General features: G+C 67.4%; 14 protein-coding genes. 12 read left to right on the plus strand and 2 right to left on the minus strand.

The genetic code is table 11. From position 1 onward, the window contains the following. The first annotated feature begins 43 nt into the window (after nucleotides 1-43). The 5 genes from EGK63_RS10665 (at nucleotide 44) to EGK63_RS10685 (ending at nucleotide 4865) form a co-directional block, all read left to right on the plus strand. Nucleotides 44-562, plus strand: a complete 519-nt coding sequence (locus EGK63_RS10665; RefSeq protein WP_125901425.1) for a ferritin-like domain-containing protein — start codon at nucleotides 44-46, stop codon at nucleotides 560-562. 23 nt (nucleotides 563-585) lie between these two features. Next, nucleotides 586-1497, plus strand: a complete 912-nt coding sequence (locus EGK63_RS10670) for a manganese catalase family protein (protein ID WP_125901426.1) — start codon at nucleotides 586-588, stop codon at nucleotides 1495-1497. A gap of 154 nt (nucleotides 1498-1651) precedes the next feature. Next, a complete protein-coding gene (locus EGK63_RS10675) occupies nucleotides 1652-2920 on the plus strand; it encodes an NAD(P)/FAD-dependent oxidoreductase (protein ID WP_125901427.1) in 1269 nt (422 codons plus the stop codon). A gap of 89 nt (nucleotides 2921-3009) precedes the next feature. Then, nucleotides 3010-3888 (plus strand): SDR family oxidoreductase, encoded by an 879-nt coding sequence (locus EGK63_RS10680; RefSeq protein WP_125901428.1) that lies wholly within the window; start codon nucleotides 3010-3012, stop codon nucleotides 3886-3888. Continuing rightward, the gene (locus EGK63_RS10685) at nucleotides 3885-4865 is read left to right on the plus strand and encodes a DMT family transporter (protein ID WP_125901429.1); all 981 of its coding nucleotides are present in this window, start codon (nucleotides 3885-3887) and stop codon (nucleotides 4863-4865) included. Before EGK63_RS10680 ends, EGK63_RS10685 begins: the two co-directional genes overlap by 4 nt. Here EGK63_RS10685 and EGK63_RS10690 read toward each other — a convergent pair. After that, entirely contained in the window at nucleotides 4819-6879 is a 2061-nt protein-coding gene (locus EGK63_RS10690) for a glycoside hydrolase family 65 protein (protein WP_125901430.1), read from the minus strand. The two genes, EGK63_RS10685 and EGK63_RS10690, sit on opposite strands and share 47 nt — an antisense overlap. Continuing rightward, nucleotides 6872-7102: a hypothetical protein gene (locus tag EGK63_RS10695; RefSeq protein ID WP_125901431.1), complete on the minus strand. Its 231-nt coding sequence runs from the start codon at nucleotides 7100-7102 to the stop codon at nucleotides 6872-6874. The genes EGK63_RS10690 and EGK63_RS10695 overlap by 8 nt, the downstream gene beginning before the upstream one ends. Nucleotides 7103-7285: 183 nt before the next feature. Here EGK63_RS10695 and EGK63_RS10700 point away from each other — a divergent pair, with 183 nt between their 5' ends. The 7 genes from EGK63_RS10700 to mgtE all read left to right on the plus strand — a co-directional run bounded on the left by EGK63_RS10700 (nucleotide 7286) and on the right by mgtE (nucleotide 13080). Further along, complete coding sequence (locus EGK63_RS10700) at nucleotides 7286-7606, plus strand: general stress protein (protein WP_125901432.1); 321 nt, start codon at nucleotides 7286-7288, stop codon at nucleotides 7604-7606. Between the two features lie 154 nt (nucleotides 7607-7760). After that, nucleotides 7761-8498: a Crp/Fnr family transcriptional regulator gene (locus EGK63_RS10705; protein WP_125901433.1), complete on the plus strand. Its 738-nt coding sequence runs from the start codon at nucleotides 7761-7763 to the stop codon at nucleotides 8496-8498. Between the two features lie 318 nt (nucleotides 8499-8816). Beyond that, complete coding sequence (locus tag EGK63_RS10710) at nucleotides 8817-9041, plus strand: hypothetical protein (RefSeq protein ID WP_125901434.1); 225 nt, start codon at nucleotides 8817-8819, stop codon at nucleotides 9039-9041. After that, a complete protein-coding gene (locus EGK63_RS10715) occupies nucleotides 9038-9454 on the plus strand; it encodes a DUF2231 domain-containing protein (RefSeq protein ID WP_125901435.1) in 417 nt (138 codons plus the stop codon). The genes EGK63_RS10710 and EGK63_RS10715 overlap by 4 nt, the downstream gene beginning before the upstream one ends. After that, entirely contained in the window at nucleotides 9451-10770 is a 1320-nt protein-coding gene (locus tag EGK63_RS10720; protein ID WP_125901436.1) for a sorbosone dehydrogenase family protein, read from the plus strand. The genes EGK63_RS10715 and EGK63_RS10720 overlap by 4 nt, the downstream gene beginning before the upstream one ends. 435 nt (nucleotides 10771-11205) lie before the next feature. Continuing rightward, the gene (locus EGK63_RS10725; RefSeq protein WP_125901437.1) at nucleotides 11206-11448 is read left to right on the plus strand and encodes a hypothetical protein; all 243 of its coding nucleotides are present in this window, start codon (nucleotides 11206-11208) and stop codon (nucleotides 11446-11448) included. 402 nt (nucleotides 11449-11850) lie between these two features. Continuing rightward, nucleotides 11851-13080, plus strand: coding sequence for a magnesium transporter (mgtE, locus tag EGK63_RS10730; protein ID WP_125901438.1), 1230 nt, complete (start codon nucleotides 11851-11853; stop codon nucleotides 13078-13080). Nucleotides 13081-13154 lie beyond the last annotated feature (74 nt).

Genomic DNA, 13154 nt, shown 5'->3' on the forward strand with positions numbered 1-13154 from the left:
CTTGGCCGGTTTGCCAGAGACCCGCAAACCGAAGGAGATCGACATGATCAACAACGACGACGTCTGGCGCGAGGTGTTCGTGAACGGCCTGAAGAACGCCCACGCCGTGGAGCATCAGGCCCTGGCCCTGATGGATCGGCAGATCGACCGCGCTAAGAACTTCATGGAGGTCGCGGAGAAGCTGAAGGCGCACCGACTCGAAACCGAGCAGCAGATTTCACGGCTTGAGCAGATTCTCTCGGGCCTGGACGAGAGTCCGTCAGGTCTGAAGGACGCCGCCATGTCCATGAGCGGCAACATGGCCGCCCTGGGCCACACCTTCGCCGAGGACGAGATTCTCAAGAACGCCTTCGCCAACTTCGCCTTCGAGAACTATGAGGTCGCGGCCTATAAGGGACTGATCGTCCTGGCCGAGCACGGCGGCTACTCTGTCGCGCTGGATCCGCTGAACGCCTCGCTGGACGAAGAAGCGCGCATGGCGGCCTGGGTGGACCAGAGCCTGCCGGCCCTCACCGAGAAATTCCTGATGCTGAAGCGCGCGGGCGAGAACCCCAGCCGCTGATCGCTGTCGCAAGGAGACGCGAGATGTTCATGCACAACAAGAAGCTGATGTACACGGTGCGGGTTTCAGAACCCAATCCGGCCCTGGCGACCCTGATGCTGGAGCAGTTCGGCGGGCCGCAGGGCGAATTGGCGGCGGCGATGCGCTACTTTACGCAGGGTCTGGCGGACGAGGACGTCGCCCGCCGCGACATGCTGATGGACATCGCGACCGAGGAGATCAGCCACCTCGAGATCATCGGTTCGATCGTCGCCATGCTGAACCGCGGCGCCAAGGGGCGTCTGGCCGAGGCGGCGGAGGAGGAGGCCGACCTCTACGCCAGCATGACGTCGGGGGGCGAAAGCCACACTACGTCCATCCTCTATGGAGGCGGCGCGGCCCTGATCAATTCGGCGGGCGTGCCCTGGACGGCGGCCTATGTGGACTCGATCGGGGATCCGGCCTGCGACCTACGCTCCAACATCGCGGCGGAGTCGCGGGCCAAGATCGTCTATGAGCGGCTGATCAACGTCACCGACGACCCGGGAATCAAGGACGCCCTGACCTTTCTGATGACGCGTGAGGTCGCCCACCAGAAGTCGTTCGAGAAGGCCCTCTACGCCATCCCCGCCAACTTCCCGCCAGGCAAGCTGCCGGGCCATCCGGACTTCGCGGACAAATACTACAACATGTCCCAGGGCGAGGGCGACGCATCCGGACCGTGGAACACGGGCGAGCAGTGGGACCCCGTCGACGAGCGCGAAGCTCAAATGGCTGTCGACGGCGGGGACGGCCGCGCCGAGGTGGCGCTTTCGGCCGACGAAGAAAAGGCGGTGGAGACCTTCGCCGCTCGCACGCGTTCCGATCCCGAATCCGATCCGTTGACCGGCGCGGACCTCGGGGCCGGCCCAGGCGCGGGGCGAACCCGGCCGGTCCCATCCGTTCCGCCGGGCTAGGGAGCGGTCGTTTCACATCAGGAAGGGGAGGCGGGGTTGCGGACGGACGATGCGAAACATCGTCGCATCCGCGGAGCGGCCGGCGCGTCAGGCGTCGGCCGTATCCATATCCGCATTGAGGCTCGGGTTCGGCTTTGTCACGCGAGGAGGAAACATGCGCCACGAAATCATCATCGTCGGCGGAGGCGCGGGCGGCCTGGAGCTCGCCGCCCGGCTGGGGCGCGCGTTGGGCCGCAATGAAGGTCCGCGACGCGTGCTGCTGATCGACCGGACCATCTTTCACCTGTGGAAGCCCTCCCTGCACGAGGTCGCGGCGGGCTCGCTGGATTCGCATCAGGAAGGCCTGGCCTATCCGCTGCTGGCCCGGCGCAATCACTTCAGTTTCGCCTTCGGAGACCTGGAGGGACTGAACGCCGCCGAAAAGAGCCTGAATCTGGCCGAAGTGCGGGACGACGACGGCGGGGTTCTGATTCCGCCGCGAACGCTGGCCTATGACCGGTTGGTGCTGGCGACGGGCAGCGGCTCCAATCTGTTCAATACGCCGGGGGCCGCCGAGCACGCCCACCTGCTGGAGGACGTGGCGGACGCCGAAGCCTTCAACCGGCGCCTGACCGGCGCCTTCCTGGCCTCGGCCTATGCGCCCGGCCAAAGGCTGGACATCGCCATCGTCGGAGCGGGCGCCACGGGGGTCGAGCTGTCGACCGAGTTGATCGAAGGCCACCGAGCCCTTTCAGCCGGTCTGGGGACGCAACAGAAGTTCGATCTGGGGGTGACAGTGGTCGAGGCGGGGCCGCGCATCCTCGGCGGTCTGCCCAAAACCGTGGCCGCCAAGGCGACGCAGGAACTGGAGCGCCGGGGCGTGACCCTGGCCGTGGACGCCAAGGTCGAGCAGGTTGCGGCGGACGGACTGCAGACCAGCCGGGGCTGGATTCGATCGGACCTGACCGTATGGGCGGCTGGCGTCCTGGCGTCGCCCCGCAATCGCGATTTCGGACTGGAGACCGGGCCCCTCAATCAGTTCGTGACGGACGATCGCCTGAGGACGTCCGCCCCGAACGTCTACGCCATGGGAGACTGCGCCCAAGCTCCGCATGGCGCCGGCTTCGTCCCGGCACGCGCTCAGGCTGCGGCCCAGCAGGCCAGGTATCTGGCTCGCGCCCTGCTCAAGGCTGGCGATCCGGGGCCCTATGTCTATCGCGACCGCGGCTCCCTGGTGTCCCTGGGCAGCGAAGGCGGCGTGGGGTCGCTGATGGGCGGTCTGGTCGGGCCGAACTTCCTGATCGAGGGCTGGCTGGCGCGGCAGGCCTATATGAGCCTTCACCTTGACCACTATCGTGCGGTGATCGGCCTGCGGCGCACGGCGCTTCTGGCCCTGTCCCGCCTGCTGATGCGCCGCGTGTCCGGGCGGCTCAAGCTGCACTGAGGGAGCCCGGATGAAAGTCTGAATCCAGACGTTCCGGAACGGCGTCCGGGGACGGCGATTGCAGGGAGGCGGCAAGGGAGGCCGCCTCCATGAACCCTCACGATCCGACGCCCGCCCCGCCTCCCGGCGCGCCGCCGCGATTCCAGGGTCGGGTCGCAGTGGTCACCGGCGGCGCGCGCGGCATAGGACGCGCCATCGCCCTGGCTCTGGCGCGCGAGGGCTGCGATCTCGTCATCGGCGATGTTCTGGAAGGCCTGCCCGACGGAACTCCCTATCCCAAGGCGACCCAGGCGGACCTGGACCAGACAGTCGCGGCGGCCGGCGCCAGCGGCGTGCGCTGCGTCGGCCTGCGCATGGATGTGCGCGAGACAAGCGAAGGCGAGGCTCTGATCGAAGCGGCGCGAGCCTCTTTCGGACGGCTGGATTTCCTGATCGCGAACGCGGCCGTGACCCTGGAAGGACGGCTGACGGACCTGGCGCCCGACCAGTTCGACGCCGTGGTGCGGACCAATCTGCACGGCGTCTTCAACGTCATGGCGCCGGCCCTGCGCCTGATGACGGAAGCCGGGCGCGGCCGCGTCGTCGCCATCGACAGCGGCGCGGGCAAGCATGCTGAGGCGGAGGCAGGCGCCTACGTCGCCTCGAAATTCGGCCTGATCGGCCTGTGCAAGACGGCGGCGCTGGAGGTCGCCGAACACGGCGTGACGGTCAATGCGGTCCTGCCGGGGCCGACGGATACCCCCATGATGTCGAGCCCGCAGCGATTTCGTCAGGCGGTTCCCGATAAGCCCGACCCGACCCGCGACGACTATCTGGAGGCCCGCAAGGACGCCACCCCCATGGGCCTGGCCTGGATCAAGCCCGAGGACGTGGCCGCCGTCGTCCTGTTCCTGCTCAGTGATGAGGCGCGTTTCGTCAGCGGCGAAACCATCAGCGTCGACGCCGCCGACTGCGCCAACTGGACATGAGCGGCCGTCCCGTCGCCGCCTGGCCTGGACCTGACGGCGAGGCCCCGCCGGTTCTCGTCGGCGTGACTCCGGCCGCCGCGTCGGGCCTGGCCATACTGATGGTGGTCGGGGCCGTCGGGCTTTTCGCCCTGGCGGACGTTTTCGCCAAGCTGCTGACCCACGACACGCCCCCGGCCCAGGTCGTCTGGGTGCGCTATGTCGCCATGCTGGCCCTGGGATTGGTCGTCGCTGCAGATCGCGGCCGGGCGGCGTGGCGCGTACGGCGGCCGCTCTTGCAGGGACTGCGTGGTCTGGCGGTGCTGGCGTCCGGCGGACTGTTCATCCTGGGGCTCGGCCATTTGCCGCTGCCGGAGGCGACGGCGGTCTCCTTCGTGACTCCGACCTTCGCCACGCTGATGGCCATTCTCCTCCTTCGCGAAGCTGTGGCGAGGCGGCGCTGGACGGCGCTGCTGGTCGGTCTGGTCGGGATTCTGATTCTGTTGCGGCCCGGCGGCGCGCTGTTCAGCCCGGCGGCGCTTTTCCCGCTCGGATCCGCCTTCTTCGGCGCGACCGCCATTATCCTGACGCGTCGCATCGGCGGCGACGACGCGCCGGCTGCGACCCTGCTCTGTTCCGCTCTCGTCGGCTTTGTCCTGCTCAGCGCGACGGCGCCGCTGTGGTTTGCGCCGATGGCCCCGGTCGCCCTGGCGGCGGCTGCCGCCATGGGCTTGTGCTACGCCGTCGGCCAACTGCTGTTGATCGCCGCCTATGGGCGCGGCGAGGCGTCTCTGCTGGCGCCCTTCTCCTACGCCCAGGTGATCTTCGCCGCCTTGCTGGGCGGGCTCGTCTTCGGCTGGACGCCGGACGGACCGGCGGCCCTGGGCATGGGGTTGGTGGCAGCGAGCGGGGTCTACATCCTGCATCGCGAAGGGGTGCTGGCCCGGCTTCGCTTCAAAGGAATGTCAGTTCGGCGCGCTCGGCGCCGTGCCGCGCAGTAAGGCGTGCGGGGCGCCCGCGGACCCACAGCCGTTCGATCCTGATCTCCCTCCAGCCTTCCGGGAGAACGACCGGGCGCCGCGCCCAGGCTTCGGGCGGCCCGTCGTCGATCTGCAAGCCCGTCAGGCCATAGGTCAGGCCCATCAACAGCCCGCCCAGATTGGCGAAGAAAGGGCCGGCCGCCGTGCCTTCGGCCTGATCCAGCCGGTACTCGAGACATTGGTGGAAACGGGGCTGATCGTAGGCGGCGTAGCCTTCCTCGAACAGCTTGAGCGCCAGCTTCCGGTTGCCCGCCATCGTCGCCCAGACGCAGTAGAGGGCCGGCAGCATGGGCGCGCCCACATAATCAGGCCAGAGCTTCAGGTAGAAATCCAGCGTCCTGCGTCTCTGGGCGGCGGAGACGGGATAGTCATAGGGAAATAGACCCGCCAGCGGCGAAGGCGTCGCCCCCTTGGGTTCGCGGACGGTGAAATCGTCGTGCGCGGCGATCACCCCGTCCGATCGGACGGGCAGATAGAGGTTCGCCGCCACCTCGCCCCATGCGGCCGGGACCGGTTGGCCCAGACGTTCGGCGGCGCGTCCCGCGCGTCGAAGGATGTCCGCCCCGGCCATCAGGGTGAAGGCGTCGTTGTCGGGCGGCTGCGGCGCCTCGGCCGGTCCCATGGCGCACGGCAGTTCAAACCCGCGAGACGTCCGTTGAACCCGGCTGACGAACCAATCGGCCACCCCGCTCAACACGGGCCAGGCGTCCTCTCTCAGGAAGCGCTCGTCCCCCGTCGCGTCGGCGTATAGCGAAAAGCCCCGCGCCACGTGAAGGGAGACATGATCCTCATGCTGGGCGGCGTCGCCTGCGCCCGGCGCGGCTTCCTGCCCGGTCGTCGGCGCGGCCTGCCAGGGGAACTGCAGGCCCTGGCGGCTGGACAGGCGGGCGTTGGTCCCCGCCGTCGCCCGACCGCGCGTGCGAAAGGCTAGCAGCGCCTGCGTCGCGTCGGGCTGCATCAGCAGAAGAGGCGGCAGGCAGAAGGCGTCCACGTCCCACATCACATGGCCGTAGTAGTAGTGATAGTCGTGCCAGGTCGCGAGGCCGAAGATGGAGGTCGACGACGGCGAGGCCGGGTGCGCCGAGGCGTTTAGATAGTAGAAGGCGGCGTCGATCAGCGCCTGATGTCCCGGCGCGGCGCCGTCCACGACGATGCGGCCGCGCCACAGATCCGACCACGCCTCGCGATTGCAGCGTCGCAGGTCATCGAAGCCCGAGCGCCCGGCCCGCGCAACGCGCCGCACGGCTTCCTCGTCAGGCCGTTCATGCTGGACCGAAGGGATGAGGGCGGCGAGCTGGCGGAAACGAACGGGACGCCCCGCTGACAGACGCAACTGATGTTCGGTGCATAGCGGCCCTTGCGGATGCGCCATCACCTGACGTCGGGCGCCGTCCGGGCCTTCGGTCAGCAGGGCGACGCCGCAGCGACCCAAGCCGCCCTCGGTCTCCCATAACAGGCTGCCGTCGCACGCGGGCTCGGGCTCGCCGGGCGTGTCCGTGCGGCGCCGACGCATCCGCCCATGCACCCCGTCCACATCGACCAGGGCGCGGAAGGTCAGGTCGCAGGCCGCGTCGGCGGTCGCCCGGACTTCCTGGGCCACGATGGCGGGCGCCGTGCGGCTGGCGAAGGTCAGCACCTCGACAGAAAGCGTCCGTTCCGCGGCGGTGAAGCGGAACTGGGAGGACAGCTCCCCGGAGGCGAAATCATAGCTCTGGCGCAGGCCGCTGATCGTCCAGGGCTGGTCGCTCATCCAGACGCCGTTCAACGCCAGATCGCCCGCAAGGGGATAGGGCGCGGCGGCGGCGGCCTCGATCTGGCGTTCCGGATGCTCGCCCGCCAGGCCGCTGACCAGCACCATGCCGGCGATCAGGGGAACCTCCCGCACGCGAAGGCCGATCAGGCCGTTGCTGACATAGGCGGGCAGGTCGCCGTCGCGCGGACCTTCAGCTGCGGGAGGGGTGATGACGTCAGGCATGGCGCTCAGGCGCCGCCTTGCGGCTTCGCGCCGGAGGGCGTGCGGTCGGCGTCTTCTTGAAGGTGTCGCCGATCTCGCGCGCGTCAGGGCCGTCCGGACCTGCGCGACGGCGGGATTCGCGTCCGACCCGACGCACGGCCTCATCTGGCGTGTCGGCGTCGGGCTTGCCGCCGGGGATGGCGGCGTTTCGCTCTCGACCCTCGGACTGCTTCTGTTGGCCCATCGGACTCTCCCGTCATGGCTTTGCACTGAGGAGAGGACGGGGCCTGAAATTGTTCCCGTCGGCGACGGGGCGAGCGCCTTCTGTCGGGTGACGGTCAATGGCCGGCGAAGGGTGAACCCTGCGAAGGAGGGCGGGTTGGAAGGGAGCCCCTCGGGGCGATCAGTGAAAACAAGGGAGTGAACAATGGCTGAGAACCAGCAACAGGGTCAGCAACAGCAAGGCTCGTCGTCGTCCAATCGCGGCTTCGCCGCCATGGACGAGGACAAACAGCGCGAGATCGCCAGCAAGGGCGGGTCCAGCGTCGATCCGGAAGATCGCAGCTTCTCCAAGGACCATGAACTGGCGGCGGAAGCGGGTCGGAAGGGCGGGCAGGCCTCGCATGGAGGGGGAGGTGCATCCGCCTCGCGTCGGGGCGATGACAGCGACGGTTCGGAGCGCGGCGGCAATTTCGCTGATGATCCCGAACGCGCTTCGGAGGCCGGGCGTAAGGGCGGCGAACGCTGATCCGCTCTATTCGGTGGTGAGGAGGTCGCCGCGGCGGCCTCCTTCTTCATGGCCTGAGGAACCGTCCCGGACGCAGGGGCTTACGATAGATTGGTATTAGAACGAAATCGTTCGCCGCCTGGCTTTAGCGCCGACGGCTTTTGTTGGATCAGCCATGACCGGGTTTCACGCTGATGTCAGAACCGGGCGTCCGCCCCGGCGTGCGGGGACGCGACTGGAAGATCATCCCGTCTACGTCGTCCTGCCGCCGAAGGTTCAGGCTGTCCTGACAGAGACGGCGAGCCGCCTTTCGCTGCGGGCGGGCGAGTCTCCGCCAGGCGACGCCCTCTATTTCGTCCTGAGCGGCGCTGTCGGTTTCTTTCCCTCCAGACGCCGGGTCTGTGTGGGCGTCGTTCCTCCCGGCAGCGTTGTGGGCTGGGAGGCGGCCATCAGCGCGATCATCGACGCCGAGGAAACGCGAGCCATTCTGCCGACTGAGGGCTTTGTCGCGCCGCTGAGTGCGGTCCAAGTCGTGTTGAAGGACGCCTGGATCTGCCAGTTTCTCGCCGCCTATGCGGCGTCGCGGGCGCGCGCTCTCGGCGTCGAGGCCCGCTGCAACGCCCGCCATACGGCCTTCCAACGCCTGGCGAAATGGATCGCTCGTCTCAACGCCGCCGCCGGCGAGGAGAGAGGGGTTTCCATCACCCAGGGCGAGTTGGCGGACATGCTCGGCCTGCAGCGCACCAGCGTTAACGCAGCATGCCGCCATCTGCAGGGTCAGGGCGCCGTCCGGATTCGTCGCGCGCGGCTGCTCGTCCTCGATCAGGACGCGCTTTCCGAAGCCGCCTGCGATTGCGACGCTGGGCTGGCGGACGGCGCTGCGGAACGGCGTCTCCATAACCGGTTGAACTGAGGCGGAAATCGGACGCGACGCGCGCGCGCTGACAGGCGTCAGGGGATTCACGCATCAGCCGAACAATTCGACGAGTTGACGCCGCCTTGGCCGTCGGGGCGGAGGGAAGACCGAGGTCCTTCTCACCCAGACGCCATGTCCCGCGCGCATTGAAATCCTGTTCTCGTTGGGCGGCAGCGGAGCGCAAGCCGTCACGCCGGGCGTCTGGCCCTCGAAAGCGGGCGGAATCTCCTGCAGGACCATCGCCAGCCTGCGTCATATCGTTCGGGCTCGGAACCGCATGGCCTAGGGCCGATTGGGTCAGGCGAAGGAGGAGCCATGAACCAGACCCATGTCATCGAACGCGCTTTTGAAATCGCCGAGCGAGACCACGCCTGCCTTAAAGTCAGCGACGTGCGCGAAGCGCTTTCCCGGGAAGGCTATACGATCAGCGATCTGATGCATCTGGAAGGCTGGAGCATCCGCGAGCAACTGAGACGGCGGATGAAGGCGCGCGGCGCCCGCGCGGTTCGTCGCGTTGAACTGGCCGAGAGCCGGCCATGACCGCGACGGCAGGTCCGGGGCGGGCCTTGCAGGGGCTGATCCTGAGCGTTCCGGTGGCCCTGTTCAGCCTCGGGACCGCGACGGACGCGGTCTATCTCCGGACCGCGCAGATGCAATGGAGCAACTTCTCGTCCTGGGCGATCGTCGGCGGTCTGATCTTCGGCGGGGCGGCTTTCGTATGGAGCCTGATCGACCTGGCTTGGGGTCGTCGCGGGGTCTTGCACCTTCTGTACAGCGGCGTCCTGGGGGTCTTGTGCCTTGTCGGCCTTGCGAACGCATTCAAGCATAGTCAGGACGGATGGAGCTCCGTGGGGGCGCTCGGCGTCACCCTGTCCGCCCTGTGCTGCGCTCTGGCCCTGCTTGCGGGCTGGCTGCGCTATTCCGGGATGCTGGACGAGGAGGCTGGCCGATGATCCGCAGCAACCTCCTTCTGTGCGGAGCCCTGGCCGGCGCCGTGGCTTTGGCCGCCTGCGGTCGAAGCGAAAAAGGGATCAACGAAGTCGGGCCGGCGCCTGACTTGCCGGAGATCAGGGAAACCCTGCTGCCGCCGATGCGTATCGCCCGGCCTGTAGGATGGGGAGATGAGACGCCGCGCGCCCCCGAAGGCTTCGTGGTGACGGCCCTCGCTACGGACCTGCGTATTCCGCGTCAGATGCTGGTCCTGCCTAACGGCGACATCCTCGTGGCCGAGGGGCGGGGCGGCGGCGCTCCGGCCTTGAGGCCGAAGGACGTCATCGCAGGGGTCATCAAGAAGCAGGGCAACACGAAGGTCGAGGGCGGGGACCGTGTCACGCTGTTGCGCGACGCCGATAACGACGGCCGCGCCGAAGTCCGCACGGTCTTCATCGACGGTCTCAACGCGCCCTATGGCCTGGCCTATGTCGACGGCCGCATCTATGTGGCCGAGCAGGACGCCCTGGTTAGCTTCCCCTATGTCGAAGGGCAGACCCGCATCGCGGCCTCCCCTGAAGAGGTGACGCGCCTGCCGTCCGCCCTCAATCATCACTGGACCAAGGCCTTGACCAGCAGCGCCGATGGATCGACCCTCTACGTCGGCATCGGCTCCAACAGCAATGCGGGCGAGCGGGGTATGGCCGTGGAGGAGGAGCGGGCGGTCGTCTGGGCCGTCGATCGGGCCACGGGCGCGCGTCGGACCATCGCCCGCGGCATCCGCAATCCCACCGCCCTGGCGATCGAGCCGTCGAGCGCCGCTCTCTGGGCCGTAGTGAACGAAAGAGATGAAATCGGACCCCAGCTCGTTCCGGACTATCTGACCTCGGTCCGCGACGGCGCCTTCTACGGCTGGCCGTACAGCTACTGGGGCCAGAACGTCGACCCGCGCGTGCGACCCCAGAAGCCGGAACTGGCGGCCACGGCCGTGAAGCCGGATTACGCCCTGGGAGCCCATGTGGCGGCCCTCGGTCTCTCGTTCGCCCGCGGCGGCGGCTTCGGCGGCGCCTTCGCCGAAGGGGCCTTCATCGGACAGCATGGGAGCTGGAATCGTCAGGATCTGGCGGGCTACAAGGTGGCCTGGGTTCCGTTCTCCGGCGGCCGGCCGGCCGGCCCGCCCGTCGACTTCCTGACCGGTTTTCTGACGGACAAAGGCGAAGCTCGCGGCCGTCCCGTGGGCGTCTGGTTCGATCCCCGGCGCCGGATTCTGCTGGTGGCCGACGACCTGTCCAACACGGTTTGGCGCGTCGCTCCGGCCGGAACCGCTCCTGGGCGATAGATCGACCTCGACGCCACAGCCGGACCTGCGCAGTTTCGAGACGTTTCCGTGTTGCGCGCCGCCTCCGGACGGCGAGAGCGTCTCTCGACGGCCGGAGGGCCGGCGGCGCGTTGATGACGGGCTCTATCTGAGGACAACCCTCAGCCGTCCAGGCGGTCCAAGCCTTCGGCGGCGATATGGCGTCCATCGTGAAGCATGGACGTTGTCGGATCAGAAGGTTCTGAGTCTGACGGCCCTGGGACCGGGTTCGCGACGGGCGGCGAAAAGACCCGCGCGGCGCCGAAACGCCTCTGCGGTATGGAACACAAGGGATGGGCTGGGCTTGGATAGGAGAGGATATCCACGGAGACGACCATGCCCCATCAGAACGCCTCGTCATCGACCGCCGCCTCTCAGAATGCGGCGACTGACCCGGTTGCTCCACGCGACAAACCGATGAAGCAGGACAGCCGATCGGAACCGCGCGCCTACGCGAGCCAAGAGGTTTCAGACAGTTCTCTGGCGCCGCCGGCGGCGGGAGAAGTCGCGGACTATATGGACGAAGGCGAAGCCCTTGAGGGCGAAGCCGTGCAGCAAGGCGCAAACCACGCCAATCGTCCGGCGCGAACGGAAGCGCTGGATCGACAGGGTCCCAAGACCCAAGCGGCCAACAAGGACATCGTTCGCGGGCGCGCGTAGAGCAAAGCCTGCTGGCGCAGCGCCGCCTTCTTTCGTGTCGAACAAGCGCGGCCGTCCGGTTTCTCCTCACCGACCCGGGCTTTTCTCCGGCGCTGCTGGGAATGCGGCGGGCGCTGTGACGGCGACGGCCGTTGGCTCACGACAAGATAGGTCCAGAAGAAAGATCCTTGATCGTCAAGTCGAGGGTTTCGGCCCGTCCGCGCCCGCGACGCGCCTCCGCGTGCGTCCCTGCGAACAGCCGCCGATGTGAGAAGAGGGCTTCGTCTCTCCTTCGCCGCCAAGAGGTCACATGAGCTGAATTCGAGCCGCAGGGGACGACCTTATGACCTCCTCCGAGGAAGGACCCCGCTCAGCAGGCCGCCTTACCGCAGCGCGGCGTTTTCAAAGGGGCGAGAGGCCAGGATGACAAGAGCGTTTAGGGAACAACCGCAGAGCCTCTCGCGTGCGCACCGCCCTGCAGACACGGCCGCGGCGCTTCAGGCGCTTTCCATTCCCGAGGCGGCGGAAAGTCTGCTTCGCATGCCGATCGCCGACGCTGTGGGCGCGCTCGATCGGCCTGAGTTCGCAAATGCGGCCAAGGTGTTGGCGCTTCTTTCGCCGGCGCAGGCGGGAGAGTTGGTGGCGGGGATGGCGGATGACCGGGCCGCTGACGTTCTGGCCGCCATGGGCGCGAAAGGCCGCGCGGTTCTCGGCCGACTGCCCCGCGATTTGCGTCATTGCCTGGCGGGCCTGATGTCGTGGCCTCACGATAGCGCTGCGGGACTTATGACCACCGACTATATCGCCATGCCGATGCATCTGACGGCGGCCCAGGCGCTTGAACGCATCCGCGCGTTCGCCGGCATGAGCGACTCGGTCTATTCGATTTTGCTGACCGACGACGTCGGTAAGCTCGTCGCGACCTTGTCTCTCCGACAGCTGATCAATCTCGCCCCTGACGCTCCCGTCATCGAGATCGCTCTTCGCTCCCCGGTCAGCGTTGCTGCGCTGGCGGATCAGGAACGAGTGATAGAGCTCATCCGCCGCCATGATCTGCTTGGCTTGCCCGTTATAGACGAGGCGGAACGCCCCATCGGCCTCGTCACGGTCGATGACGTCATCGACGCCTTGGTGGCGGAGAACACGGAAGATGCTGAGAAGTTCGCGGGCCTTGAAGCGTTGGGCCGCCCGTATCTCGATGCGGGCTTCTTCGCCATGTTTCGCAAACGCGCGGGGTGGCTGAGCATCCTTTTGCTGGCCGAAATGCTCACGGCCAGCGTCATGCAATATTTCGAATTGGAGTTGGAAAAGGCGATGGTCCTGGCTCTGTTCATCCCCTTGATCATGAGTTCGGGCGGCAACAGCGGCAGCCAGGCGACATCCCTGATCATCCGCGCTTTAGCGCTCGGCCAGGTGAGGCTGCGGGATTGGTGGCGGGTCGCCTTGCGCGAGGCCCCCACCGGCGCGGCGCTCGGCGCCCTGCTGGGGTTGATCGGCTTTGGCCGCATCGCCCTTTGGCAGCATCTCGGGCTCTATGACTATGGACAGCACTGGCATTTGGTGGGAGCGACCATAACGGCGGGCTTGATCGGAGTCGTCGCCTTCGGTTCTCTTTCCGGCGCCATGTTGCCTTTTCTACTGCAGAGAGCGTGACGTGCCCCTGAGAATTTCCTCCACGCGGAGCTAGAGTCCGGCCCTTGATGATCCGCCCCCGTTTTCTGGAGCAT

The organism is Brevundimonas sp. 357 (genome assembly GCF_003938605.1).
GTDB lineage: Bacteria > Pseudomonadota > Alphaproteobacteria > Caulobacterales > Caulobacteraceae > Brevundimonas.

What these genes read in the sequence shown, in the direction of transcription:
- EGK63_RS10700 (WP_125901432.1), top strand. Translation starts at nt 7,286, where the DNA reads ATGGCTGAGAACCAGCAACAGGGTCAGCAACAGCAAGGCTCGTCGTCG.
- EGK63_RS10725 (WP_125901437.1), top strand. Translation starts at nt 11,206, where the DNA reads ATGAAGCAGGACAGCCGATCGGAACCGCGCGCCTACGCGAGCCAAGAG.
- EGK63_RS10710 (WP_125901434.1), top strand. Translation starts at nt 8,817, where the DNA reads ATGAACCAGACCCATGTCATCGAACGCGCTTTTGAAATCGCCGAGCGA.
- EGK63_RS10705 (WP_125901433.1), top strand. Translation starts at nt 7,761, where the DNA reads ATGACCGGGTTTCACGCTGATGTCAGAACCGGGCGTCCGCCCCGGCGT.
- EGK63_RS10675 (WP_125901427.1), top strand. Translation starts at nt 1,652, where the DNA reads ATGCGCCACGAAATCATCATCGTCGGCGGAGGCGCGGGCGGCCTGGAG.
- EGK63_RS10665 (WP_125901425.1), top strand. Translation starts at nt 44, where the DNA reads ATGATCAACAACGACGACGTCTGGCGCGAGGTGTTCGTGAACGGCCTG.
- EGK63_RS10680 (WP_125901428.1), top strand. Translation starts at nt 3,010, where the DNA reads ATGAACCCTCACGATCCGACGCCCGCCCCGCCTCCCGGCGCGCCGCCG.
- mgtE (WP_125901438.1), top strand. Translation starts at nt 11,851, where the DNA reads ATGACAAGAGCGTTTAGGGAACAACCGCAGAGCCTCTCGCGTGCGCAC.
- EGK63_RS10720 (WP_125901436.1), top strand. Translation starts at nt 9,451, where the DNA reads ATGATCCGCAGCAACCTCCTTCTGTGCGGAGCCCTGGCCGGCGCCGTG.
- EGK63_RS10685 (WP_125901429.1), top strand. Translation starts at nt 3,885, where the DNA reads ATGAGCGGCCGTCCCGTCGCCGCCTGGCCTGGACCTGACGGCGAGGCC.
- EGK63_RS10670 (WP_125901426.1), top strand. Translation starts at nt 586, where the DNA reads ATGTTCATGCACAACAAGAAGCTGATGTACACGGTGCGGGTTTCAGAA.
- EGK63_RS10690 (WP_125901430.1), bottom strand. Translation starts at nt 6,879, where the DNA reads ATGCCTGACGTCATCACCCCTCCCGCAGCTGAAGGTCCGCGCGACGGC.
- EGK63_RS10695 (WP_125901431.1), bottom strand. Translation starts at nt 7,102, where the DNA reads ATGGGCCAACAGAAGCAGTCCGAGGGTCGAGAGCGAAACGCCGCCATC.
- EGK63_RS10715 (WP_125901435.1), top strand. Translation starts at nt 9,038, where the DNA reads ATGACCGCGACGGCAGGTCCGGGGCGGGCCTTGCAGGGGCTGATCCTG.